The 24,151-nt window shown below is 69.5% G+C and carries 22 protein-coding genes and 3 pseudogenes; 11 read left to right on the top strand and 14 right to left on the bottom strand.

Features of this window, described 5'->3' with window-relative positions:
• Nucleotides 1-86: 86 nt before the first annotated feature.
• Entirely contained in the window at nucleotides 87-389 is a 303-nt protein-coding gene (locus ACFWI4_RS31130) for an antibiotic biosynthesis monooxygenase (RefSeq protein ID WP_339136030.1), read from the bottom strand.
• A 193-nt stretch (nucleotides 390-582) separates the two neighbouring features.
• Between ACFWI4_RS31130 and ACFWI4_RS31125 the strand changes: the two are divergent.
• Nucleotides 583-823: pseudogene (locus ACFWI4_RS31125) on the top strand (SCO5918 family protein); the annotation flags it as partial.
• 111 nt (nucleotides 824-934) lie between these two features.
• On the opposite strand, the gene ACFWI4_RS31120 reads toward ACFWI4_RS31125, so the two are convergent.
• On the bottom strand, nucleotides 935-1,294 hold the full coding sequence (locus ACFWI4_RS31120) for a hypothetical protein (protein ID WP_387203008.1): 360 nt from the start codon (nucleotides 1,292-1,294) through the stop codon (nucleotides 935-937).
• 338 nt (nucleotides 1,295-1,632) lie between these two features.
• Nucleotides 1,633-2,643, bottom strand: a complete 1,011-nt coding sequence (locus tag ACFWI4_RS31115; RefSeq protein WP_387203005.1) for a DUF5914 domain-containing protein — start codon at nucleotides 2,641-2,643, stop codon at nucleotides 1,633-1,635.
• A 131-nt stretch (nucleotides 2,644-2,774) separates the two neighbouring features.
• Here ACFWI4_RS31115 and ACFWI4_RS31110 point away from each other — a divergent pair, with 131 nt between their 5' ends.
• Entirely contained in the window at nucleotides 2,775-4,019 is a 1,245-nt protein-coding gene (locus tag ACFWI4_RS31110) for an RNA-guided endonuclease InsQ/TnpB family protein (protein WP_387203002.1), read from the top strand.
• Nucleotides 4,020-4,032: 13 nt separating this feature from the next.
• On the opposite strand, the gene ACFWI4_RS31105 is transcribed toward ACFWI4_RS31110, so the two are convergent.
• The 3 genes from ACFWI4_RS31105 to ACFWI4_RS31095 are packed head-to-tail and all read right to left on the bottom strand — an operon-like array spanning nucleotide 4,033 to nucleotide 7,909.
• Nucleotides 4,033-5,067 carry a phytoene/squalene synthase family protein gene (locus ACFWI4_RS31105; protein WP_387202999.1) on the bottom strand — a complete coding sequence of 345 codons (1,035 nt, stop codon included), beginning with the start codon at nucleotides 5,065-5,067 and terminating at the stop codon, nucleotides 4,033-4,035.
• Nucleotides 5,064-6,605, bottom strand: coding sequence for a phytoene desaturase (locus ACFWI4_RS31100; RefSeq protein ID WP_387202996.1), 1,542 nt, complete (start codon nucleotides 6,603-6,605; stop codon nucleotides 5,064-5,066). Before ACFWI4_RS31100 ends, ACFWI4_RS31105 begins: the two co-directional genes overlap by 4 nt.
• On the bottom strand, nucleotides 6,602-7,909 hold the full coding sequence (locus tag ACFWI4_RS31095) for a polyprenyl synthetase family protein (protein WP_387202994.1): 1,308 nt from the start codon (nucleotides 7,907-7,909) through the stop codon (nucleotides 6,602-6,604). The genes ACFWI4_RS31100 and ACFWI4_RS31095 overlap by 4 nt, the downstream gene beginning before the upstream one ends.
• Nucleotides 7,910-8,178: 269 nt before the next feature.
• Between ACFWI4_RS31095 and ACFWI4_RS31090 the strand changes: the two genes are divergently transcribed.
• Genes ACFWI4_RS31090 through ACFWI4_RS31080 form a run of 3 tightly spaced genes read left to right on the top strand, consistent with a single transcriptional unit; the run spans nucleotide 8,179 to nucleotide 11,736 of the window.
• Nucleotides 8,179-9,369, top strand: a complete 1,191-nt coding sequence (locus tag ACFWI4_RS31090; RefSeq protein WP_387202991.1) for a lycopene cyclase family protein — start codon at nucleotides 8,179-8,181, stop codon at nucleotides 9,367-9,369.
• 40 nt (nucleotides 9,370-9,409) lie between these two features.
• Nucleotides 9,410-10,144, top strand: a complete 735-nt coding sequence (locus tag ACFWI4_RS31085) for a class I SAM-dependent methyltransferase (protein ID WP_339135057.1) — start codon at nucleotides 9,410-9,412, stop codon at nucleotides 10,142-10,144.
• Nucleotides 10,141-11,736: an FAD-dependent oxidoreductase gene (locus ACFWI4_RS31080; RefSeq protein ID WP_387202988.1), complete on the top strand. Its 1,596-nt coding sequence runs from the start codon at nucleotides 10,141-10,143 to the stop codon at nucleotides 11,734-11,736. The genes ACFWI4_RS31085 and ACFWI4_RS31080 overlap by 4 nt, the downstream gene beginning before the upstream one ends.
• Before the next feature lie 238 nt (nucleotides 11,737-11,974).
• On the opposite strand, the gene ACFWI4_RS31075 is transcribed toward ACFWI4_RS31080, so the two are convergent.
• On the bottom strand, nucleotides 11,975-12,616 hold the full coding sequence (locus ACFWI4_RS31075; RefSeq protein WP_387202985.1) for a sigma-70 family RNA polymerase sigma factor: 642 nt from the start codon (nucleotides 12,614-12,616) through the stop codon (nucleotides 11,975-11,977).
• Between the two features lie 267 nt (nucleotides 12,617-12,883).
• On the opposite strand from ACFWI4_RS31075, the gene ACFWI4_RS31070 reads away from it, so the two are divergent.
• From ACFWI4_RS31070 to ACFWI4_RS31055, 4 genes are all read left to right on the top strand, one after another.
• A complete protein-coding gene (locus tag ACFWI4_RS31070) occupies nucleotides 12,884-14,170 on the top strand; it encodes a transposase (protein WP_387202982.1) in 1,287 nt (428 codons plus the stop codon).
• Nucleotides 14,171-14,269: 99 nt separating this feature from the next.
• Nucleotides 14,270-14,449, top strand: coding sequence for an ATP-binding protein (locus ACFWI4_RS31065; protein WP_387202979.1), 180 nt, complete (start codon nucleotides 14,270-14,272; stop codon nucleotides 14,447-14,449).
• Nucleotides 14,439-14,771 carry a hypothetical protein gene (locus ACFWI4_RS31060; protein WP_387202977.1) on the top strand — a complete coding sequence of 111 codons (333 nt, stop codon included), beginning with the start codon at nucleotides 14,439-14,441 and terminating at the stop codon, nucleotides 14,769-14,771. Before ACFWI4_RS31065 ends, ACFWI4_RS31060 begins: the two co-directional genes overlap by 11 nt.
• Before the next feature lie 73 nt (nucleotides 14,772-14,844).
• Nucleotides 14,845-15,174: a hypothetical protein gene (locus tag ACFWI4_RS31055; RefSeq protein WP_387202975.1), complete on the top strand. Its 330-nt coding sequence runs from the start codon at nucleotides 14,845-14,847 to the stop codon at nucleotides 15,172-15,174.
• Between the two features lie 349 nt (nucleotides 15,175-15,523).
• Here the strand turns inward: ACFWI4_RS31055 and ACFWI4_RS31050 are convergent, their stop codons facing one another.
• The 4 genes and pseudogenes from ACFWI4_RS31050 to ACFWI4_RS31035 all read right to left on the bottom strand — a co-directional run bounded on the left by ACFWI4_RS31050 (nucleotide 15,524) and on the right by ACFWI4_RS31035 (nucleotide 17,894).
• Complete coding sequence (locus ACFWI4_RS31050) at nucleotides 15,524-16,345, bottom strand: glycosyltransferase family 4 protein (protein ID WP_387202972.1); 822 nt, start codon at nucleotides 16,343-16,345, stop codon at nucleotides 15,524-15,526.
• Nucleotides 16,346-16,376: 31 nt separating this feature from the next.
• Nucleotides 16,377-16,454, bottom strand: a pseudogene (locus ACFWI4_RS31045) (helix-turn-helix domain-containing protein); the annotation flags it as partial.
• Nucleotides 16,455-17,146: 692 nt separating this feature from the next.
• Nucleotides 17,147-17,572, bottom strand: coding sequence for a hypothetical protein (locus ACFWI4_RS31040; protein WP_387202969.1), 426 nt, complete (start codon nucleotides 17,570-17,572; stop codon nucleotides 17,147-17,149).
• A pseudogene (locus ACFWI4_RS31035) lies at nucleotides 17,569-17,894 on the bottom strand (phage holin family protein). Before ACFWI4_RS31035 ends, ACFWI4_RS31040 begins: the two are co-directional and overlap by 4 nt.
• Nucleotides 17,895-18,527: 633 nt before the next feature.
• Here ACFWI4_RS31035 and ACFWI4_RS31030 point away from each other — a divergent pair.
• Nucleotides 18,528-19,337 carry a SigB/SigF/SigG family RNA polymerase sigma factor gene (locus tag ACFWI4_RS31030; protein ID WP_387202966.1) on the top strand — a complete coding sequence of 270 codons (810 nt, stop codon included), beginning with the start codon at nucleotides 18,528-18,530 and terminating at the stop codon, nucleotides 19,335-19,337.
• Nucleotides 19,338-19,369: 32 nt separating this feature from the next.
• On the top strand, nucleotides 19,370-19,756 hold the full coding sequence (locus ACFWI4_RS31025) for an ANTAR domain-containing protein (protein WP_339135073.1): 387 nt from the start codon (nucleotides 19,370-19,372) through the stop codon (nucleotides 19,754-19,756).
• 206 nt (nucleotides 19,757-19,962) lie between these two features.
• Here ACFWI4_RS31025 and ACFWI4_RS31020 read toward each other — a convergent pair whose 3' ends face one another.
• The 3 genes from ACFWI4_RS31020 to ACFWI4_RS31010 are packed head-to-tail and all read right to left on the bottom strand — an operon-like array spanning nucleotide 19,963 to nucleotide 23,847.
• Complete coding sequence (locus ACFWI4_RS31020) at nucleotides 19,963-22,281, bottom strand: xanthine dehydrogenase family protein molybdopterin-binding subunit (RefSeq protein WP_387202963.1); 2,319 nt, start codon at nucleotides 22,279-22,281, stop codon at nucleotides 19,963-19,965.
• Between the two features lie 34 nt (nucleotides 22,282-22,315).
• Nucleotides 22,316-23,311 (bottom strand): FAD binding domain-containing protein, encoded by a 996-nt coding sequence (locus ACFWI4_RS31015; protein ID WP_387202960.1) that lies wholly within the window; start codon nucleotides 23,309-23,311, stop codon nucleotides 22,316-22,318.
• Nucleotides 23,308-23,847: a 2Fe-2S iron-sulfur cluster-binding protein gene (locus tag ACFWI4_RS31010; protein ID WP_339135087.1), complete on the bottom strand. Its 540-nt coding sequence runs from the start codon at nucleotides 23,845-23,847 to the stop codon at nucleotides 23,308-23,310. The genes ACFWI4_RS31015 and ACFWI4_RS31010 overlap by 4 nt, the downstream gene beginning before the upstream one ends.
• Between the last annotated feature and the right edge of the window lie 304 nt (nucleotides 23,848-24,151).

Here is a 24,151-nt window from a genome sequence, read left to right as displayed (position 1 = left end):
CCCTTGGTGGTGGTGTGTTTGTACACCCAAAACCACCACCCACAACCCTGCACCAGACCCCTCGTGTCCTGCTGATTTGTCCGGGGTCAGGTCGGGAGCTTGGACGCCAGTACGTCGACGTTCTCGATCACAGGCGACACGGTGAACAGCTCCGTCGCCCGCTCCCCGAGCGCCGCGCCGACGCCTCCGGCCAGGTGCGCCTGTCGACCCGCGTCGTCGGGGAACACGTCGAAGATGCCGAACGTGGACGCATCGAACTGGACGGCGAACCAGGCGCGGGTGTCGGGCTCCTGATCGACGATCGCCTGCGCGTCGGTCAGGAACTGTGCCACTTCTGCTTCCTTGCCCGGTTTCGCCTGTACCCGGACCAACAGCCCGACACGCACCATGGCTCCTCCTTCGATCGGTGCCTTCATGCCAACTCCTTCGCGACTATCGCAGTGTGTGCGGCAGTTCGATCTTCGGGACACGCCGATCGGGGCACCCTCATCACGGGTGAGTCTCTGGCCGTCGGCGCAGAGCGGCGCAGCGTGTCGGCCCGTTCGGCGAGCGCGTTCCACACGGGCAGGCGCAGCGCCCCCAGGCCCGTCCCCGGAGCCGGGCTCCGGCGAATCCGTGATCCCGGCCGCCGCCACTACCCCGTCAAGCAGGTCAGCCAGGTCGTCACCCGCCAGGACCGCCGTGATTTCAGCGCCGCCGAAGTCCTCCGCGCGATGACGCAGCTGGGCTTCACCTGCCGCGCCTGCCCGCGGCCGCACCGGTGTGCGTCCTGAGCCCGCTGCAGAACGCTTCCGCGATGCTCGGCACTCCCGTGTCCGTCTGACGGCCCGGGGAAACAGGAGTGAGCCGGTACCTGGACGGCCGGGTGGCCCCGACCGGCGCCTACCGGTGGGGGCCCCTGCTTGGATGCAGCGGGTTCTTCCGGGTTGATGGCTCAGTGGTCGGAGTAGCTGAAGTCGCCCATGGTCCAGGCGCCGACGTCGGCGATCGCGACGCGGTACATCCCGCCCGTCTCGGGGATTCCGACCGTGCCCTGCAAGATGCGGGCGACATGGAAGTGCAGATGCGTGGGCGGTCCGTCGTTTTTCGCGGGGGTGTCGAAGACGGCGGAGAACTCGCCCAGGTGGGCGGAGTCCGTCAGCACGTCCGACACCCTCTGCCTCCACACTGCTTCGGGAGCCAGCCGGCCGGTGATGACCGCACCACCGGTGACCACGGTCAGGGACATCTGGTTGCTCCGCCCGGACTCCACCACGGTGGCGATGTCAACGAGCAGCTCGTCAGGCGTGGACATGGGGACGACTATATTGACTGGCCGCCAGGCCCCTTGCCGGGTGGTGACAGCAGGCAAGGTGGATGTGGACGGCCTGTCGCGAAGCCCCGGAAAGTGACTGGGCTCGGGCGTGCGAGGTAGAGCGTCATCACCGCGGGGTCACGGTTCGCCAGACCGCGGTCTCCCGACGCGGTGGACGTGCCACCAGCGGACCGCGTGGTGGAAGGCAGGACACGAGGCCTTCCATCTCGCGGTCAGCTCCGCCAGACAGCCACCCACACCCCCTCTCCGGGCGAGGGCATCCCTACGGCAAGATGCAGGCGGCCCCAAGGCCTGACGCCGACGGCACCTGGATCACGTTATGCGGGGAAGCGGCCTGTGGAGCGCAACTGCCAGCGCCGTTCGGCGTAGGCGAGGTCATCACGCCACAGCCGGGCGGCTGCTGCCCGCATGAGGGGGCGCATCAGTGGAGCTGCACTGCGCGCTGCTGTGAAGCCGCGCCGGCCGGAGGTGGCCACGATCGCCTCGATGACGGCTGTCCGTGGCCTGCCTCGCTCGTCGGCTCCGAGCGGGGTCGCGTGCGTCTCGACGACCGAACCTTGGCCTTCGCCCTCGGTGATGTGCATGACGACCGTGCGGGAGTCGGGGGCGGTGAAGACGGCACGCACGGGGACGACGAGTCTCCCGGTGAGCTTGAAGGAGACGTCGACGGTGAAACTGTCCTCGGCCGCGTCCTTTCCGGGGGTGTCGAGGACGGTGAGGTCGACGAATGAGTGGGGATGGAACCAGGCGCCGTGCCACGGATCCAGCCGATTGGCGATGATGTCCTCCGGCTCGCAGGTTCCCAGACCTGAGTAGACCGCTGACACGGCGTCTGCCAGTGAGGGCCGCACGGGCAGCACGGGCGTGTCCAGTGGTGGTTCGCCGCCCACGGTGTCCAGGCGTACCCAGACCAAAAGGCCGTCATCGTGGACGGGCAGGGGCTCCCAGCCGGCGAACGGCTTTCCGTTGAGAGCGAGTCCGTGCCAGTGACAGACGAGTGTGCCGCAGCGCACCGGGCTGTCCCGCAGAGGTGCACCAAGGTGCGGGCAGATGCCAGGGCCGGCGGCCAGCCGTCCATCGCCGTTTCGCCACACGACGATCTCCTGCCCGACGACAGTGCGGGCCAAGGGACGGTCCGCGGGAATGTCTCGGGCGGCACCGATGACGTACCAGTTGCCGGAGGGACGGTTCTGAGCCCGCTTGAGAGCATGCGCGATGACAGCAGGGCGGGCTTCGCGCCAGGTCGGATGCTGGTGCTCCCACGGTACGGGGGAGCGGCGCAACGACAGCGGGAAGCGTCTGCGCGGGGCTGGGGGGCCGGCCTTCATCAGGTCTCCTTCGTGGATACCCCGGCCTTCAGGCCGGGGAGGAAACGAAGCTCCTGCGGAGCAGGGCAGGGAAAGCCGGTTCGCCCCTGGGCGGACCGGCGTTGTCAGTGGCGGCCGTTAAGTTTTGTCCCGTGTATCTGCGGTATTCCTTCCGGATCGTGCCGACGCCGGGTCAGCGCATCGCGCTGGCGCGTACGTTGGGCTGTGCCCGGGTGGTCTACAACGATGCGCTGGCCGCGAGGAAGGCCGCCTACCGGGCGGACAGGTCGCGGATCGCGACGGGTGTGCTGGCGAAGCGGGTGATCACCGATGCGAAGAAGACGCCCGAGCGGGCGTGGCTGGCGGAGGTGTCGGTGGACGCCTTGCAGTCCTCTCTTCGTGATCTCGATACGGCGTACGCGAACTTTTTCGCGTCGGTGTCGGGCAAGCGGCCGGGGCGCCGTATGGGACTGCCGACGTTCAAGTCGAAGAGGGACAGCCAGCAGGCGGTCCGTTTCTCCAGGAACGGGTTCCGGCTGCGGGACAACGGCCGGCTGAACCTCGCGAAGATCGGGGACGTGCGGGTCCGCTGGTCCCGGGAACTGCCGTCGCCTCCCTCCTCGGTGACTGTGCTCAAGGATCCGTCGGGGCGGTACTTCGCGAGCTTCGTCGTTCAGGTCGAGCCCGAGCCGCTCGCGCCCGTGGGTGCCGAGGTCGGCATCGACCTGGGCCTGACGCATTACGCCGTGCTGTCCGACGGGCGGGTGATCGACAATCCCCGCTTCCTGCGGCGTGCCGAGCGGAGACTGAGGAAGGCGCAGCAGGTGTTGAGCCGGAAGGTGAAGGGGTCGAGGAACCGGGCCAAGGCCCGGCTGAAGGTCGCCCGGGCGCATGCCCGGGTGGCCGATGCGCGCAGAAACTGGTGCCATCAGAGTGCTTCGAGGCTGGTCCGCGACAACCAAGCGGTCTACCTCGAAGACCTGGCGGTCTCCGGTCTCGCACGCACCCGCATGGCCAAGTCTGTGCACGACGCGGCATGGGGCATGTTCCGCCGGGTGCTGGAGGACAAGGCGGCCCGCTACGGCCGTCACGTCGGCGTCGTTTCCCGCTGGCTGCCCTCCTCGCAGACGTGCTCGGTCTGCTGGGTCGTGGACGGGACGAAGCCGCTGCACGTGCGTATCTGGCGGTGCGAGGGCTGCGGTACCGAGCATGATCGTGACCTCAATGCGTCGCGTGTGATCCTCGCCGCCGGGCAGGCGGAGAGGCTAAACGCCCCTGGAGGGCCGGTCAGTCCTGGAGTGGAAATCCCACGCCGGGCACGGCCCGTTGAACGGGGAACCCACCCGAAGGCCCAGCCGGTCACCACCGGCAGCCAGGCGGGAATCCCCGCCCTTTAGGGCGGGGAGGATGTCAAGCCACCTCCACCGCTGCAGGCTCTACAGGCTGAGACGGGTGCGTGGCACTGCTGTGGGAGTGCTCCTCAATCTCCGACGGCGTCGGCCGAGCAGCATGGCGCGTTCGTACCCGCGCTGCGGCGACGCGCACCAGGCCGTCGATGGCGACGGCGGCGCGGCGTCGTCGGCTTACCGCAGTCCGTCGGTGCACGACCGCGTAGCCGTCCTCGGCCACGGCGTCCAGGATTCCCCCGTAGAGCACGAAGGCTGTCCGGATGCACGGACGGCTGACGGGGTCGAGCATCGCGATGCCGGGCGCCGCCTGACGGTACACACCGCGAGTGAGGTCTTCGAAGGCCTTGAGCGCCGCAGTGATGCGCGGGTCACGGCGGCCGGTGACCCTGCTCCACTGCAGCAGGTCCCGATCGACTGCGTGGGCTGCCAGGAGGTTGGCAGGAAGGTAGACGCGGCCGCGGTCGAGGTCCTCACCCACGTCCCGCAAGAAGTTGGTCAGCTGGAAGGCGACGCCGAGTGCGGCGGCATGCGGTTCTGCTTCCTGGAGCGGCACCACGGTGCCGAGGATCGGCAGCATCTGCAGTCCGATGACCGCAGCTGAGCCGTGCATGTACAGGCGCAGATCTTCGTAGGTCGGGTACTCAGTGACGTCAAGGTCGCTGCGCATGGAGTCCATGAAGTCGCTGAAGTGACGGGGGTCGATGTCATATCGGCGGGCCGTGTCGGCGAGCGCCATGACGACCGGTTCGGAGCTGGTCGCCTTCTGCAGGCCCTGTTCCAGGCCTGCTTGCAGGCGGGCGAGGTGCGCCGAACGCTGTTCCGCGGTTTCCGTGGTGTCGAGTACGTCGACGATGTCGTCGGCCCAGCGGGCAAAGCCGTACAGGGCGTGAACGGCAGGACGCCGCTCGGGGGGCAGGAGCCGGGTTGCGAGGAAGTAGGTTTTGCCGTGCCGGGCGTTGAGCTGCCGGCAGCGTGCGTAGGCGCTGCGCAGTGCAGGGTCGTGGATGCCTGCCGCATCGAGTTCACGGTCGCTCATGAAAGGCGTCCTTGGGTGGAGGCTGTGGCTTGGCGCGGGCGGACGGGCCTGCGGACGTGGCCACCGGTGATCCGGGTGGCGGCGAGTTTCCCGGAGATCAGCACCGTGGGTACTCCTACGCCCGGTGTGGTGCCGCAGCCGGCGAGGACGGCGTTCTCGGTGCCGCGAACCAGGTTGCGGGGGCGGAAGGGACCGGTTTGAGCGAAGGTGTGCGCCGCGGAGAACGGGGTTCCCGCAGCGTGGCCTTGGGCGCGCCAGTCCGCGGGTGTGACGAGGCACTGCTCGGTGATGCTGGAGCTGATGCCGTCGAGACCGCGCTGCTCGAGCTCTTTCAGGATGCTGTCGCGGTAGCGCGGGGCGAGCTCGCCCCACGCGGCGGCCTTGGGCCCGATGTCGGTGTTCGGGCAGGGGGCAAGGATGTAGTGCAGGTGCTTGCCGGGTGGTGCGAGGGATGGGTCCGTGGCCGTTGGGCGAGTGATGAGCAGGGACGGATCGCTCATCAACTGCCCGGTGCGGGTCAGTTCGTCGAAGGTGCGGCTCCAGGAGGCCCCGAAGGACAGTGTGTGGTGGCCGAGACCGGGCCAGGTCTGAGTGGTGCCCGCGTGCAGGATGACGGCGGACGGCGAGTTCTGGATCCGTACCGGCCGGCGGGGTGTGTGGCCCAGGAGGCCGTAGGTGACGGGCAGATCGGGAGTGAGGACAACCGCGTCGCACGGGATGCGGTTCTTGCTGGTGACGACCGCGGTGATGCGATGGCCGGAGCGTTCCAGGTGGGTGACGTCCTGCCCGAAGCGAAGGTCTGCGCCCGCTTGGGCGGCTGCGTCGGCCATGGCCTGTGGCAGAGCGTGCATGCCGCCGCGGGGGAAGTAGACGCCGGCGATCGTGTCCATGTAGGCGATGACGGCGTAGGCGGCCAGCGCGCGGGCGGGCGGGATGCCCGCGTACAGGGCCTGGAAGGAGAAGATGCGGCGTAGGCGCTCATCGTGCAGGTAGCGTCCGATGCGGGTGTCCAGCCTGCCGAATCCGCCCAGGGCGGCCAGTCGGGCAAGGTCGGGTGTCAGGAGTTGGAAGGGCGAGTCGAAGTTGGCGTCGATGAAGTGGCGCATCTGGGCTTGGTAGAGGCGAGTGAGCCAGTCGCGCAGGCGCCGGTAGCCTGCTGCTTCCCTGGGTCCGGCGAACCGTTCGACTTCCGCTTCCATGGAGTGGGGGTCGGTGTGGACGTCGATGCTGGTGCCGTCGGCGAAGCGGGCCCGGTAGGCGGGATGAAGAGGGATGAGTTCAACGCGCTCGCGCAAGGAGTCGCCGACCGCGGCGAAAGCCTCGTCGGCAAGCTCCGGCATGGTCAGCACGGTGGGGCCGGTGTCGATGTGGTAGCCGGCGCGGTGAAGGCGTCCGGCACGGCCGCCGGGCAGCAGATCACGCTCCACAACGGTGACTTGGCGACCGGCACCCAGCAGGTGCAGTGCGGCCGAGAGCCCTGACAGGCCGGCCCCCACCACGACGACGTGGTCCGTGCGTCCGGGGATGGTCCTGGTCATCGGCCGGCCCCCTCTGCGCTCATGGTGAGAAGCCGGGATCCGGTGCGAGGGGAGGAGGCGGTCGGGCCGTGCGCGGGTGCACTTGGGGCCGTGGGAATCGCGGTGGCGGACTGCAGGAGTTCCCGCAGATGCCTGCGGCCCTCGGGCTCGAGCGCCGCTCCTTCGAGATGGCGCATGCCCTGCGCGGCCAGTCTGCTGATCTTTGCTTCTGTTGTCGCTTGCGCGCCGGTGGAGATGAGTACCTCCCGCACCCGGGCGAGACCCTCTTGTGAGAGTCCGGGACGGCCGACTGAGTTGCGCAGCACGTCCAGGGAACTGCGGTCGTTTCGGGCCGTGGCCCGGGCCTGCGCGACGGCGATGAGATAGGTGGGCTTGCCCGACCGGATGTCACTGCCCGACGGCTTGCCGCTCTGCTCTGCCGTGCCGAAGACGTCCTGGAGGTCGTCCCGCAGTTGGAAGGCGATGCCGACGCACCGGCCGGCTGAGCACAGGGCCGCCGTGGTGGCGTCGTCTGCATCTGAGAGGGCGGCGCCGAGGGCCAGCGGCCGCTCGACCGAGTAGAGAGCACTTTTGAGGCAGGCGGCGCGGATCGCGTGGGCCAACGAGCGTGACGAGGTGCTCTGGCCTTGAAGGTCCAGGTATTGGCCGGCCACCATCTCCGTGCGCATGGCGCTCCACAGGCCGCGCACCCGTCGTGCGCGGGTGGGGCAGAGTTCGGTGTCGACAAGCACGTCGTCCGCCCACGCCAGCGCCAGGTCCCCGGCGAGGATGGCCGCCGATTCGCCGAAACGCTCTCGGTGCGCGAAGGACACGGTGTCGGCGTACTGAGCCTCGACGTCCGCGTGCAGGGCGGGCTGCCCGCGGCGGATCCGGGAGCCGTCCATCACATCGTCGTGAACGAGCGCGCAGGTCTGAATGAGTTCCAGAGCGCACCCCAGACGCAGCGCAGCCTCCGAATCGCCGATCCCGCCGCCGCACGCGCGCAGCGCCCACCACAGGAACTGGGCTCGTGTGCGCTTGCCTCCGCCCAGGGTGAAGCGAGCGACACGATCGGCGAGATCGTGAGCGAACACCGGGTCGAGGGCGGTTGCCTGCGCGGCGCGCTCAGCCAGCAGAATTTCGAGGTGACGTTCGACGGCTGCGGGCACATCCGCGTCAATCCTCTGCAACTCCTGGAAGCCCGCCCAGGTCGAGGAATCAAGCCGCTGTGCATTCTGCTCAGCTGAAGTTCCCTGCTGGGAAGCGTGCGCCGAGCCGGGCGGCGCTTCGACCGCACGGTGGGCGTTCGGCTTGCTGGGACGCATCCCGGATCCTCTCAATGTGATCGCAGCTGGCCTTTCCTTACGCTTTCCGCGCCGGTGGGGGGCGCGGATGCGCCAGCTGAGGGAATGCGAAGCCGCGTGCCGCACTTCCGCGAGCGAGCCCTGCCCCTTGCCCTGCGCAGAGTGAGAACGGCGGGCACGCAGAGAGCCGTCACCCGTCAAGCTCTCAGCGCGTCCTGCATCCGTAGGGCCGCGTCAGCGGGAATCATTTCGACCACTTCTGCGGGATGCGACAAGAGAGGGGAACGCTCGTGCTCAGGGCGGATGTCGCCATCGTGGGCGCGGGCGCGGCGGGACTCTCCCTCGCGTACCTGTTGTCCGACCCGCCCCCAGGAAGGCGCCGGCTGTCGGTGCTCCTCATCGATGCCCCGCCAGGTCCCCTGCGACCGCCGCTGCGGACCTGGTGCTTTTGGGAGCCCGGTCGGGGCTGGTACGACGACGCCGTGACCGCGTCCTGGCAGAACTTGCGGGTTCATACTCGCGCCGGTCAGAGCCTCACGAGTCACATCGCACCGCTGCGGTACAAGATGATCCGCTCCGACGACTTCGAGAACCTGATCGCTCACAGCCTCCAGCAGAGCGACAACGTTCAGTGCATCGAGGCGACGGCCGAAGCAGTGGAGGGCATCGCTGGCGGGGCCCTGATCCACGGTCGAACCGCAGACGGTCAGCCGTTGAATGCCCGGGCCCGGTGGGTCTTCGACTCCCGCCCGCTGGGCAGCCTCCCCGCAGGCCGCACCACCTTGCTGCAGCACTTCCACGGCCGGTTCGTGGAATCCGATCAGCCGATCTTCGACCCCGGCACGGCCGAACTGATGGACTTCCGTACGCCGCAGCCCGCCCAGGGCCTCTCCTTTGGCTACGTACTGCCCACCAGCCCCACGCATGCCCTCGTGGAATACACCGAATTCTCCCCCCAACTCCTGTCTCGGCAAGCATATGAAGCCGTCCTGAGCCACTACACCCGAGATGTTCTCGGTCTGCCGGACCTCAAGGTCGTCTCGACCGAGACGGGCGTCATTCCCATGACGGACGCACCCTTCACCCGGCAGACCGCACCGTCGGTGTTCCGGATCGGCGCAGCAGCAGGTGCGACCCGCCCGTCGACGGGATACACCTTCGCCGCCATCCAACGCCAGATCCAAACAGTCGCCAACGCACTGCTGTCCGGGCGGAACCCGCGGCCACCCGCTGCGCACTCCGCCCGCTCCCGGGCCATGGACGCCGTCATGCTGCGCGCCCTGGACAGCGGCCGGGTCGGCGCCGACTTCTTCAGCCGCCTGTTCACCCACGTCCCCATGGAACGACTGCTGCGCTTCCTCGACGGCCGTACCTGTCTCCACGAAGACCTCGCCGTGGGAATTCGCACCCCCGTGCTTCCCATGCTGCGATCCGCCGCAGAACTGCTGTACCTACCCCGCCGCCCCTTCCCCCGCCCGTGATCCGGCGGCGGATCCCCGTGTACCTGCTCAAGGAGATTGCATGACTCTGCTCCGCGACGCGGACCTGGCCGCCGCGTTCGACCATGCCGCCCGCAGCTACGACACACTGGTGGCCGTCAACCCCGGCTACCACGCACATCTGCGCCGCTCCGCGCGCCGCCTGGGCTTGGCAGACGGCGGCCGCGGCCTGCGCGTACTGGACCTGGGGTGCGGCACCGGTGCCTCGACCGCCGCACTGACAGCGGTGCTTCCTCACGCCTCGGTCACGGCTGTCGATGCTTCGGCCGGCATGTTGGAACGCGCAGCTGTCAAGCCCTGGCCCGGCGACGTCACGTTCGTCCACGCCCCGGCGGAACAGCTGACAGAGGCAAACGTCGGGGGAGCCTACGACGCGGTGTTCGCCGGATACCTGTTCCGCAATGTCGCCGATCCCGACAGCGTCCTCGCATCGGTGCATGGCCTGCTGGCCCCTCATGGCCGGCTCGCGGTGCACGAGTACACCCTCAGCGGCCGGGCCGGCCACCGAGCGGTGTGGACGGCCGTGTGCGCCGGCATCGTCCTGCCCGTCGCCACCGCCCTGGGCGACGGGCAGTTGTATCGCCACCTATGGCGCAGCGTGGTCGAATTCGACACGGCCGAGGAATTCGCACGCCGGGTCCACTCGGCCGGCTTCGACTCCGTTCGGGTGCTGCCCTTGCCGGGATGGCAGACCGGCATCACCCACACGGTCATCGCCCGGCGCGCCCCCGGTGACGACGAGGCCGTCGGCCGATGAGGGCGCCGAGGCCACGAGACATCGCCCGACGCGGCAGAGACCGCCGGGCACACACGCTGCTGCCCCGGCCCGGCGCCCCACGCGTCGACAGCGAGCGGCCGCCCACCACCGCCGTCGTGGGCGGAGGAATTGCCGGAATGGCGGCCGCTACCGCCCTCGCCGAACGAGGCGTGCGCGTCACCCTCTACGAACGCGAGGCCTCACTCGGCGGGCGCGTAGCGGGCTGGCCGGTCACCCTGCGCGACGGCACAACGGCCACCATGAGCAGAGGCTTTCATGCCTTCTTCCGGCAGTACTACAACCTCCGCGGGCTCCTGCGCAGGACCGACCCTGGGCTGCAGCGGCTGACCGGCCTTGCCGACTACCCCCTGCAACACGGCGGTGGGCTGCACGACAGCTTCCGCAAGGTCCCTCGCACACCACCGTGGAGCGCCATCGGCTTTGTCGCCCAGAGCCCGACATTCACCATCCGCGACCTGTACCGCATGAACCCCCGCGCCGCCCTGCCCCTCCTCGACGTCCGCGTACCGGAGGTCTATGAGCAACTCGACGGCGTCAGCGCATACGACTTCCTGCAATCGATCCGCTTCCCCGAAGCCGCCCACCACCTCGCCTTCGAGGTCTTCTCCCGCAGCTTCTTCGCTGATCCTCGGCAACTGTCAGCGGCAGAGATGGTGCTGATGTTCCACATCTACTTCCTCGGCTCCGCCGAAGGACTTCTCTTCGACGTACCCGACGAACCCTTCCCCGACGCGCTCTGGAGACCGCTTGGCGACTACCTGCGGGGCCACCATGTCGATATCCGGCTGTCCACCCCGGTCGCTACCGTCGCCCCCACACACGAGGGAGGCTTCATCGTCGACTGTGGCGAAGAGCGGTGGTACGACTCCGTCGTGCTGGCGCTGGACACTGCCGGCCTGCAATCCATCGTCAGCAGTTCGCCGGAACTCGGCCACACGGCATGGCGCCAAAGCGTTGCCCGGCTGCGGACGGCACCGCCCTTTCTTGTCTCGCGTCTCTGGCTCGACCAGCCCGTGGCCCGCGATCGCCCCGGCTTTCTGGGCACCAGCGGATACGGAACCGTGGACAACGTCAGCATCCTCAACCGATGGGAGGGCGAAGCCTCCCGCTGGGCGGCTCGCACCGGCGGCTCCGTCGTCGAACTGCATGCCTACGCCCTCCCGCACAACTGTGCCCGCGACGTGGAGCAAAAGCGGTTGCTCACCCAGCTTCACACCGTCTACCCGGAGACACGGGCCGCCCTCGTGGTGGACGAACGCCACGAGTGGCGGAGCGACTGCCCGCTGTTCCCGGTCGGCGGGTACACCGACCGTCCCACCATCCGCACCAGCCACCCCGGCCTGGTGATCGCCGGAGACCTCGTGCGCACGGAGCTGCCCGTCGCCCTCATGGAACGCGCGGCGACGAGCGGCTTCATGGCCGCCAACGCATTGCTGGAACAGTGGAATGTCCAAGGACAGGCTCTGTGGACGGTGCCTCGGCGAGGCCGCAATCTTGCCTTCAGGGCTACGACGATGATGGGCACTTCTTCAATGGGTAGCCGCATGGCTTTCGTGGACCGACCGCAGTAGTTGATGAGCCGATACGAAGCCGGGGGCGGATCCGCGGGGGCGCGGGATCAGTCCGTCAGCACACGCCCGGGCCAAGGTGACTGTCCATCGCTCGTGGCTCACCGAGTGGCGGCCGTGGTCGCTGCCGACGCTGCGCAAGGAGTTCAACCAGGCCAAGAAGACTGGCCCGCGACGGAGAGACGAAGATGGTCCAGGAGGAACGGCTTTGGCATACCAGATCGTCGGGCTGGCCTGACGATCAGCCGTCCGCTTGGAGGGGCCGCGCACGGGGGCGGTTCTCGCCGACCTCTTGGAGGCAACGGTTCAGGCCGTGCAGCCCGCGACGGGTGTGGCTCTTGACCGTTCCCAACGGCAAGCCGGTGACCTGGGCGATCTGGGTCTGTGTGAGGTCGTTGTAGTAGGCGAGGCTGAGCACGCGCCGCTGAACCGCCGGGAGCTTCGACAGCTCGTGATGTATGAGGACGCGGTCCAGGACCGCGTCGGGCTCACCGGCACGGTCCTGCGTGGATACGACGGCACCCGCTGCCGCCACCAGGTCGGTCCGGCGTGTCCTGGCGTGCAACGCGTCGGCGATCTTGCGCCGGGTGATTCCGACGATCCACGCTGCCAGGGCGCCCCGTTCGGGTGCGAAGCCGGCCCGCCCCCGCCATGCGGCCAGGAACACCACCTGCGTGACGTCCTCCGCCTCGCCCGCGTCGCCCAGAGAGCGCCACGCCAGGGTGTACACCAGGCGACTCCATCGCCGGTAAGCCCCGGAAAGGGCCTGCTCGTCGCCCCGGGCGAACGCTGAGGCGAGTTCCTCCTCGGCAAGAGACTCCTGAACGGGAGCCGCGAGCGGAGCACCCTCAAGGGGCTGCTCTGTCATCTGCTGTGAGGTCATGGCGAGGCTCCTCGAACAGGGCGGATCACGCCATTTCTCCGACGGAGGCGACCGCAGGGCCGTGCCGTCTGGTGTGTCTGGCGCATCGGTTCGCGCGGTGATGGCGCTCTTTGAATCTCCCCAGGTGTCGCTCTTGAGCTGGCCAAACCTGCTCAGTTGATCTCCCTCCCCACCCATTGCGTGATCTTCCTCGGCGTGTCTGGATGCGTCGGTCTCGTTCCGGACAGCCTCGCTGCGCGACGGGTTCGGCCTGTTCGAGGGGCCTGGATGCTCAGCTGGGAGGAAGACGTGGATGCTCACGCGTTGCGTCGTCAGGGCTGGTCGATCTCTGCGATCGCCCGGCATCTGGGGCACGACCGCAAGACGATCCGCGCCTATCTGAACGGCGAGCGGGTCTCGGGATATCGGCGTCAGTCGCCGGACGCGTTCATGCCGTTCTTGGAGTACTGCCGCCAGCGGCTGAGCGACGACCCGCATTTGTGGGCATCGACGCTCTTCGAGGAGGTCGTCGAACTCGGCTATGCGGGCGGCTACTCCACTTTCACTCGGGCTCTGCGGCGGTATCAGGCGCGTCCGCACTGCGAACCGTGCCGGGCCTCGAGTGGCAGAGACGTCGCGATCATCGCGCATCCGCCGGGCGAGGAGATTCAGTTCGACTGGGTGGAACTGCCCGATCCGCCCGAGGAATGGGGTGTCGGTGCTCACGCGCATCTCCTCGTCGGTGCCCTGTCGCATTCCGGACGATGGCGGGCCGTGCTCGCAGAAGCCGAGACCTTCCCGCATCTGGTCCAGGCCCTCGATTCGGTTCTGCGGCGCTTGGGCGGGACAGCTCGCAGGTGGCGGTTCGACCGGATGTCCACTGTCTGTCATCCGCCGACCGGACGACTCCTGCCGACCTTCGCTGCCGTCGCGAAGTATTACGGGACCGGCGTTGACATCTGCCCTCCGCGTCGCGGCAACCGCAAGGGTGTGGTGGAGAAGGCCAACCACTCGGCGGCACAACGTTGGTGGCGAACGGTCCCGGACGGCATCAGCATCGAAGCCGGGCAGAACGGCATCGACAAACTGGCCGTGCAGATGGACAGTCGCAAACGCAAGATCGACGGCGCGTCAACGACCGTCGGTGCACTTGCCGCGTCCGAGCCCTTGCTTGAGCTACCGACCAGGCCGTTCCCCGCCGAGCTGGAACAGACCCGGACCGTCAGCCCGCAAGGGTTGGTGTCCTTCGCCGGGAACTACTACTCCGTCCCACCCGGGCTGACCGGCGCCCAAGTCATGGCGAGGTCACCGACCACGCGGTCGATGTCTTCAGGGGTCACGTCCCACGCGGGCCGGCCCAGCGCGGCCAGCGTCCGCTCCAGCAGACCAATGTCGTTGTCGATGGTGACCGGGCTGAAACCGCGGGCACGCCACGAGGCGACGAACGCGTCGACGCATGCGCTCTGGAACTGCCACGGATCCGTGACCAGTGGCTCCTGCGGCACGGCCCCGCCCGCGATGACCTGGAGTCTTGCCTCGGCCACCGGCACACCTTCCTCGCACCTAAACGATTAAGGCAGCACCTTGAAAACCTGGGTTCCACCGTGAGAACCAACGAGGACCGCAGGAACGGGATACGGCCAGGTGGCAGCATCAACTCTTGTGAGCGAACAAGTGCCAGCCCCAGATGACTGGGCCGGGGCCTTCGGCGACGCCACCGTCGCTGCCGCGATGCTCGACCGCCTCCTGCACCGGGCCGCTGTGGTCGGCATCGACGGCCCGTCCTACCGCCTCCGATCGCACCAGGCCCACTCCGACAACCTCCGCAAGGGAGTGACCGGACGTGCTGGCTGAACTCCGCGACTGCCCTATCTGCTGGACCCAGTTCCAGGTCAACCCACAGGCAGCCACCCGCCATACCTACTGTTCACCACGGTGTAAAGCTGAAGCAGCCCGCCGCCGACGACGCGAGCGCGACGACGCCAACGACACCCTTGAAACAGAACCGACCGGGCCGCCATCGCCCGAACCCACCGCACTGACACCGACCGCAACCCGCAACTGCCCTCACTGCGACAAGCCGGTCACCATCGTCGCCCTGCTTGCCACCCCCGAGGCCGCCCGTCCCACCATCCCCGCCGCAAGCCCTGACGTCATTCCGATGCGCAGAGGCTGAACCCGGGCGCAGGAAACCCGTGGGACATGGCCAGTGGCCATTCACTACCCTCGCCCTGAGAAAGGACGTGGGCATGGCACTGGTGAAGAAGGGGTCGCGGCGCATCACCGTCGACGGCACCACCTACCGATGGAGGCTTCGCGGAAGGCCCACCTACGACCAGGGGCTGGTCCGGTCGCCCCTCACCTATGCGGTCGAACACGCCGAGACTCCCGGCACCACACTGGTGATCACGACCAACCAGCCACACCCAAGCAACTGGTTCGGCACACAGGCCAACCCTGTCCTGCCTTCCGACGTTGCTGACAGCATTCGAACCGCTCGCGCCAACGGATGGACTCCCGAGAGCTCCGGCTCTCCATTCCATCTCGACCAGTCGGAGGGCTTCGCCTCCTCCCACTGACTCGCCCCGCGCAGAAGGACTCACCGACCGCGTGATCGGTGAGTCCTTCCGCTTTCCGCTCCCCACATTCCCCAGTTGGTTCACTCCGTGAACCAACTGGGGCGAAGAGCAGCACTGGGGAAAATTCGAGATCGGCATCAGCGGGGCGATTCCCGCTCTGCCACCATCCGAAATATCGATGCAGCAGGCAACATGCATCGACTGTGCATCGGATTGGCGACCTCTTCGCGGGCGCCGGCGCCTGGTCACGGGGGATGGGCACGGCCCCGCGGAATAGTCCCGCTCATCCGCCTGCGGAAGCGGCACAGACAGCTGCGCCGCACGCACGTGTCGTGGGCATGAGCCCCGGTCAGGGCTGGTCGGTCTTCCTCACCGCGCCGTACTGCCGGGCCAGCGCATTCGCCATCACATCGATCGAGTAGCGGGTGGTGACAACGTCGCGCCCCGCTCGGGCGAAACGCGTTCGGTCCCTTTCGGGCAGGGCCGCCATTCTGCGCAGTCCCTTTGCCACGCCGGCCGCACTGGATGTGTCGAGCAGGATGCCGTTCACACCGTCCCGCAGGTAGTGCGTGACCCTACCCCGGCCCGGCCCTGCCGCCGACAGTCCCGCCTCCATCGCCTCCAGGACGGCGATCCCGAACTCCTCTTTGACACTGGGACACACGTACCAGGCCCGTATGCCGTTCGCCGGGTCCGCAAGGGCTCGTTGCAGTCGGCGGACGCTCTCGTTGGGCAGCGCTGGAAGGAGCGCGAAGCGGGACCGCGCTCGCGGGTAGCCGAGCAGAAGGGAACGGATTCGAGCACGCATGGCGTTCTCGGCGGCTGTGCCTGGAGGCGGACCGCCGCCGACCAGCACCAAGGTGGTCGTCATGTACGCCCCCGTGGCCAGCCAAGCCTGGACCAGAAGGCCTTGCTGCTTCACCGGATGCAGACGGCCCACATTGAGCAGCAACGGCAGGTGGCGCTCTGCGGGGTCCAGGGCGTGCGACCGATGCCCGCCGGCGAACAGCGCCGACAAAAGCGCCTCACGCTGCTTGCCCTCGTCGGGAGCAGGGCGGTAGGGGGCGATGCCCTCGGGGATGGCGGAGGGCCCCGCACCGTCGTTCAGCCCAGCCAACACCGGGAAATGGCGTACGAGCTCCTGGGTGCCGCCCTGCCCGGGAATGGCCAAGACCGCATCCGCGCGGTCGATAGACCACCCGGGCACAACCGAACGTACGGGCCAGCGCGATGCGCTGGCCCGGCGTCGGCTCGAGCCGGAAGGAGTACCGCAGATACACGCGACCAACCTAACGGCCACCACCGACAACGCCGGTCCGCCCAGGGGCGAACCGGCTTTCCCTGCCCTGCTCCGCAGGAGCTTCGTCTCCTCCCCGGCCTGAAGGCCGGGGTATCCACGAAGGAGACCTGATGAGCATGCCCCACCTCCCGTTCCCCGGATGGACCCGGGGCCACTGGGGACTTGTCGCCCTCTTCGGCAGGTGATCGACCCCGGACCCGGCAGTGGACGGGCCCGGCAGATGACCCAGGCCGGCCCTCGTTCCGCCCCGCGAGCGTATGACCCATGACACCACGCTCGACACCCGCCTCACCCGCGCCCTGCCACGCCGGATGCGGGTCCCCAGGACGACCGGGGGAGGGAACTGCCCCCACGGTCGGCCTGGCGTCGCTGCCCGTGTCCATGGTTGAGAGCGTCGGCGCACGCGTTCGCATCCCCTCACGGCTTTTGCCCCGCAAAGGAATCCATCGTTTCGTTCGCTTCGCCAGCGGATGCCGTCGGCATGGTCGCAGCCGCGAGGTGAGCAGCCCCGACGGGGCCGACGAAGAACGAACCGGGCGTGCGTAACCCGCATGCGCGACTCGCGGACTGTCGTGGACACGCCATGGCGCTGGCGGGCCCTGGCGCAGAAGCAGCCAAGGGCTCGCATCTCTCGTGCGTTCGGCCCTTGGCAGCCTTGCACCTGCTGTGTGTTCAGCTCTTCGTGCGGTGGCGGGCGAGCCACAGGACGGCGAAGCCTGCGCAGGCGGCGAGGAGCGCGGTGCGGTTTTCGCGGGCCTGATGCGCGTACTGAGCCGTCTTGTCCTGTAGGGACTGGGGTGCCTTCTTTTCCCATACGCGTCCGGCCTGGGCCATCGCGGTCCGGGCGTTCCCGGCTGCTTGAGCGGCCTTCTCCTTGACGGGGGAGGGCAGTTTGTCCTGGACCTGTGAGGCGGCCTTCGCGGCCCGCGTCTTCAGGTCGGCGGCTTTGCGGAATGCCTGATCCTTCAGCGCAGTGCGGGCCGTGGCGTCCTTGTCCGCCAGGTCCCGGACACCGAGATTGTGGCGGGTGTGCTCGATCTGTTCGCGTAGTTCGGCCGGGGTGGGAGTGGTGTGCTGCTCGGCGGGCGTGTGGGTCATCGGTGTGCGCTCCTCTTGATCTCAGCCACGTCGGCCTTGATGTTCTCGATCATGCTTTCGGGGGTGAGGGGGGATGCCGCGGCGGCCTGCTTCTTGCCGCTGAGGGCCAGGGCCGCGGCGCTCACGCCGAGGACGGCGGTGATGATGAGGGATGCGGCCCAGAGCGGCAGCATGAGCGCAAGGGCTGCGATCGGGGTGGCGACCAGTGCCTGCAGCATCAGAAGGCCGGCCAGTGACGATCCGCCGAGCAGGCACCGCTCTTGCCGTAGCGCTTGCCCTTCTCCTTCAATTCTGCCTGCGCCAACTCCATCTCGCCGCGCATCAGTTACGTCAGCTGCTGCGAGGCCCGCTGGACCAGCTCGCCCACCGGTTCAAGCCTCAACGCCGTTCGAATGCTGGGCCGAGTTCGGGCTGTGCTGCTGTGTACTCGACATGCGATCACCTCCTGCTCTTTCCTGTCGGCCGGGCTGCCGCGGGAGCCCGGGCTTGGATGACGGGGCGGGTACCCCGAACTGCCGTGTTCAGAAGAGGAAACGAACTGCCGTTTGCGGGTGTGCCTGCCGCAGGAGAGGGGGCCATGCGGACGAACCAGGCGCTGCCGAGGCGGGCGGCGGCTGAGTGGGCCAGCAGGCTCCCGGGCTGTACATGCTGGAGGGCTGGCAGGCGGCCGGTACTGTGCCGACGACCGGTCAGGGTCCCGCGCGTTGTCGCGAGGTGCTGGGCAGCCGGGGGACAGGCGTCCGGCGCCGGAATTGTTTGCGGGTGTGGACGCGGGGCAGGCGGCCTGTGTGCTTCGGACCGGAGGCGCGAGCCAAGCGGAGTTGATCCGCGCGGCCGCGGCTTCCTCTGCGGTCTGCGGAGCCCTTCTCTGTGCGGCATGTCCCATCACCCTCGTCCGGGACCGCGTTGCTGTGCTTGCGCACCGCCCGGACGCGCCGTCCAGGAGGGATCCCGCGTGCCCACCAAGAACTTTGCAGCCCGTCCGCGCACCGGCGTTGCGGCAGACCGAGGCTTTGACGACTCACCCGAATCCGGCGCTCTGTTCATCCGGCTGGCGGAACTGGAGGACGGCCCCGAGCGGGATGCCGTGCGCGATGAGCTGGTCAGTCTCTGGCTGCCCATGGCCCACCGGATCGCCGGCCGCTTCCGCGACCGAGGTGAGGCCATCGAGGACCTGCGCCAGGTCGCAGCCCTTGGTCTCCTCAAGGCAATCGACGGGTTCGACCCGGTTCGCGGCGCCTTCGAGAGTTACGCCGTCCCGACGATCACCGGCGAGGTGAAGCGTCACTTCAGGGACCGGATGTGGGCCGTGCGGGTTCCGCGTCGGGTCCAGGAATTGCGCAACTGTGTCCGGATTGCCCGCCGTGAACTGTGCCAGCAGCCCGGTCCGGCCGAGCCGACGATCGCTGAGATCGCCGCCCACGCCCGCCTCACCGAGGAAGAGGTGAGCGCCGGGATGGAGGCCATGGAAGGCTTCAGCGCCCTCTCCCTCGATGTGGAAGTAGGCGCAGGCGACGACGGATACAGCCTCGGCGACACCCTGGGCGGTACCGACTCTTCCTTCGACACCATCGTCGACCGGATGGCGGCCGCCAAGGAGTTGCGCCGGCTCCCAGAACGGGAGCGGACCATCCTCTACATGCGCTTCTTCGAGGACATGACGCAAGGCCGTATCGCCGAAAAGTTCGGCATCTCGCAGATGCACGTCTCCCGCATCATCTCCCGCAGCTGCGCCCGCGTACGCCGAGGGGCTCTGGCGCGGTGACCGCCGGCCCAGAAGTGAAGGAGGGAGCGCTGATGAGTCAGATGCTGACGCACGGACACGGCGAGCAGCCCGCGGCTCGCACGGAGAATGAGCAGATACCGCAGGCGGCACAGCCCCGGCACGAGGGGGCGCGGCAGGCCGTGGTTGAGCATGCGACGGGTGTGGTGATGGCGCTGGGACGGTTCGATGCCGGCGAGGCTGGAAGGGCCCTGGCCGAGGTCTCTGATCGCACAGGCCTCACGCCGGTCCGCGCCGCCGAACTGCTCACCGACTGGCTGACCACCGGGGAACTCAATCTGGGACTTCGCATAGCCCTGGAAGAGGCGATCCGCGACCGGCGCCGAGCGCAGTCAGCACCTGCCCCTGCGGGTGGAACGAAGTCCTGGGAGGGAGGGGGCCATGCTGTCCCACAGGCTTGAGAAGGACGTCCTGGTTCTCACGGTGGAGGACACGCCCAGCTTTTAGAGCGGGGAGGATGTCAATGAGGAAGAGTCGCACCCAAGTAGCCGTTGCCCAGGGTGCACAGACTTCCGCAGGCGTTCCTCGGCAAGGTCGTAGCCCTCGTGCTCCCACAGCAGTCCCGGCACTCGGGCGGTTCCCCTTCCGGTGTCCCTCGTCGCGGTCGTCACCGTTCGGCCAGCAGGCCGGTGAGGACGCGGTCCGGGGTGAGGGGGAGTTCGCGGAACCGGATGCCGGTGGCGTGGTGGACGGCGTTGCCGAGGGCGGCGGCGGTTCCGACGATGCCGATCTCGCCGATGCCCTTGCTGCCCATGGGGTTGAGGTGCGGGTCGTCCTCCTCGATCCAGTCGGCCTCGATGCCGGGGACGTCGGCGTGGGCGGGCACGTGGTAGGAGGCGAGGTCGGCCTCGGTGAAGTCGCCGAACGGGGCGTCCATGGTGCTGCCCTCGGTCAGGGCCATGCCCAGGCCCATGATCATGCCGCCGACGAACTGGGAGCGCGCGGTGCGGGCGTTGAGGATCCGCCCGGCGGCGAAGACGCCGAGCATCCTGCGGGCCCGTACCTCGCCGGTGACGGTGTCGACGGCGACCTCGGCGAAGTGGGCGCCGAAGGCGTGCCGGGCGTACGGGGAGTCGGCGTCCGCCCGGCCAGCGGTGTCGGAGCGGACCAGGAGACCCTCGGCGGGCAGCGGACCCGGGTGCTCGGTGAGCCGGGTCGCCAGGGCGGCGCACGCCTCGTGCACGGCCCAGCCCCATGAGGCGGTGCCGGAGGAGTCGCCGGCCAGCGACGCCGGGGGCAGGTCGCTGCGGCCCACCTCGGTGCGCACCCGGTCCAGTGACGCGCCGAGTGCGTCGGCGGCGACCTGGGCGAGGACGGTGCGCGCGCCGGTGCCGATGTCGGCCGCGTTCACCCTGATGAGGAAGGTGCCGTCGGGCAGGGCCTGGGCCGTGGCGGTCGACGGGCGGATCACGACCGGGTAGGTCGCCGCGGCCACTCCGGTGCCGATGAGCAGTGGGCCCTCGGTCCGGGAGCGCGGGCGCGGGTCGCGCCGGTCCCAGCCGAAGCGGCCGGCACCCTCGCGCAGGCACTCGGCGAGGTGCCGGCTGCTGAACGGCTTGCCGCTGCCGGGTTCCCTCTCCGGCTCGTTGCGGATCCGCAGCTCGACGGGGTCCATGCCGAGGGCCCCGGCGAGTTCGTCGACCGCCGACTCCAGGGCGTACATGCCGGGGGCCTCGCCGGGGGCGCGCATCCAGGACGGGCTGGGGACGTCCAGCGGCACCACCCGGTGGGAGCTGAGCAGGTGCTGTGCGGTGTACATGACGCAGGACGGCACCGCGGCCTGCTCCACGAATTCCCTGACGTGCGAGGTGTGCGTGGTGACCTCGTGCAGCACCGCGGTGAGGTGTCCGTCGGCGGTGGCGCCGAGGCGTAGCCGGTGCAGGGTGGGGGCCCGGTGGCCGACGACGGTGGGCATGTACCGGCGGGGGTAGGCCACCGTGACCGGCCGGCCGGTGTGCCGTGCGGCCATGGCGGCGAGGACGACGTCGGGGCGCGGGGTGCCCTTGGAGCCGAAGCCGCCGCCGACGTGCTCGGCCACCACGGTGACGTGCTCCTCGGGCAGGTCGAAGAGACCGGCGAGCATGGACTGGACGGTCGTGCTGCCCTGGCTGGAGGTGTACACGGTCAGCCGGTCGCCGTCCCAGTGCGCGGTGCTCGCGTGCGGTTCCATGGGGTGGTTGTGCAGGGGCGGCACCCGGTACTCGGTGTCCAGGCGGACGTCGGCGGCGGCGAAGGCGCGGTACGGGTCGCCGTGTTCGAGGCGGCCCGGCCGACTGCCCCCTTCGGGCTCGTAGGCGTCCGGGTGGTCGGGGCGCAGTACGACGTCGTGGTGCTCGGTTGCGTAGCCGACGCGGACGGCCCGGGCGGCCGCGCGGGCCGCCTCCAGGGTCTCGGCGACAGCCAGGGCGACGCACCAGCCCCGGTGCGGCACGTGGCGGTTCTGCAGGACGGCGAGGGTGGCGTCGTCCGTCTCGCCGAGGCGCGGGGCGTCGCCGGGGGTCAGCACGGCGAGGACGCCGGGCAGCGCGAGCGCGGCCGAGGTGTCCACGCCGGTGACCCGGCCCCGGGCCACGGCCGCCGGCACGGGCCAGGCGTGGACGCGGCCGGGCACCGGGTACTCGGCGGCGTAACGGGCGTTACCGGTGACCTTCTCCCGCCCTTCCCGCCGCCTGGCGGGCGCCCCGAGGGCGGTGCCGGTGCGCGGGGTGGGGTGGGGGTCCTGCTCCAGGGCGCCGGTAGGGGGCTGCCGGCCCTCGCCGGACTCACCCGAGGCGGCGGAGGCGGCGCGGGTGAGGAGGTCGTCGTGCGGCAGAGCGGCGCCGGCCCGCGGATCGTCCAGGGCCCGTCCGGTGGCGGCCATCGGATCGTCGTGCGGCAGACCGGACCCGGGCAGCGGCCCGCCGTGCTCCAGTGGGTCGTTCGCCATCGGTTCTCCTGGGGTCGGGCGGGTCCGGAAGAAGTCAGGCCGTCGCGGGTGCGGGGGCGAGGCGGTTCAGGACGTCCAGGGCGAGGTTGCGGGCGAGGGGCACCTTGTAGGCGTTGTCGCGCAGCGGCTCGGCGCGGTCCAGTTCCAGGGCCACGGCGCCTTCGAAGGCCTCGGGGGTCGCCGCCGCGCCCAGCAGCGCCGTCTCCGCGTGGTGGGCTCGCCAGGGCCGGGGGGCGAGGCCGCCGAAGGCGAGCCCCACCTGGTCCACGACGCCGTCCGCGACTCGCAGGACGACGGCCACGGAGGCCAGGGCGAAGGCGTACGAGGCACGGTCGCGGGCCTTGCGGTAGGCGCAGGGCACACCGGCCCGGGCGGCCGGCAGCAGGACGCCGGTGATCAGCTCACCGGGGCGGATCTCGGTGTCCCGCTCCGGACGGACCCCGGGCAGCCGGTGGAAGTCGGCCACCGGGATGCTGCGCCCGCCCTCGGCGCCGTACAGCTCGACCCGGGCGTCGAGGGCCGCCAGGGCGACGGCCATGTCGGAGGGGTGGGTGGCGATGCAGTGCGGGGAGTGGCCCAGCACGGCATGATCGCGGTGCACGCCGTCGCGGGCACTGCAGCCACTGCCCGGCTGCCGCTTGTTGCAGGGTTTGTCGAGGTCCTGGAAGTAGGGGCAGCGGGTGCGCTGGAGCAGGTTGCCGCCGGTCGTGGCGGCGTTGCGGAGCTGTCCGGAGGCGCCCGCGAGGAGCGCCTGGGACAGCACCGGGTAGCGGTCGCGGACCAGGGGGTGGGCGGCGAGATCGTTGTTGCGGACGGTGGCGCCTACGCGCAGCGCGCCGTCCGGCAGTTCCTCGACCGAGTCCAGCGGCAGCCGGCCGACGTCGATGAGGACGCCAGGGGTCTCCACGCCGAGTTTCATGAGGTCGACAAGGTTGGTGCCGCCGGCGAGGTAGTGGGCGCCAGGGTGGGCCGCGTAGGACTCGACGGCCTCCTCGACGCCGGTGGGCCTGAGGTATCCGAAGCCTTTCACCCGATCACGTCCTCCACCGCCTCGACGATGCGCGGATAGGCGCCGCACCGGCACAGGTTGCCGCTGAGCCGCTCGCGGATCTCTGTCCCGTCCAGCGGCACGGGCCGGCCGGAGGGCTCCGCCGGGTCGGTGACGTGGGACGGGTGACCGGCAGCGGCCTCGGCGATCATGCCCACGGCGGAGCAGATCTGCCCGGGCGTGCAGTAGCCGCACTGGAAGGCGTCGCGTTCCAGGAAAGCCCGCTGGAGGGGGTGCGGTTCCTCGCCGTCGCCGCCCAGGCCCTCGATGGTGGTGACCTCGCTGCCGTCGAGGGTGACGGCGAGCAGCAGACAGCCGTTGACGCGGCGCCCGTCCACCAGGACGGTGCAGGCGCCGCACTGGCCGTGGTCGCAGCCCTTCTTGGACCCGGTGAGGTTCAGGTCCTCGCGGAGCAGGTCCAGCAGGACCCGCCGGTGGTCGACGAGCAGGGTATGGGGTTTGCCGTTGACCCGGAGGGTGATCTTCGAGTGCGGGTCGAGCGGCTTTTCGCTGGTCATGGCAAGAAGGGTCTTCCGGACGGGTTGGGGTGTCCGTGCACACCGCGTATCCAGGCTGCGACGCCTCACGCGTCCCGGCCACTCCAGGGCATCCCGCGGCCCCCGTCGCCGGGCCGGTCGGCCGGTCGGCGCCGGGGGAAGGGCTCGGCCGTCGTCCAGCAGCGACGCAGCGGACTCCACCTCGTCCCTCGGCCCGATCTCCGTCTCCAGCGCCCGCCACATCGCCGCCGCGTCCAGGTCGGCGCCGTGCTCGGTGACGAGGTTCAGCGGCTCGCTCCACCCCACGTGACTCCAGTTCGTAGGT

The organism is Streptomyces sp. NPDC127038 (assembly GCF_042725875.1).
In the GTDB taxonomy this organism is placed as follows: domain Bacteria; phylum Actinomycetota; class Actinomycetes; order Streptomycetales; family Streptomycetaceae; genus Streptomyces.
This window is presented reverse-complemented; position numbering and strand designations above follow the sequence as displayed.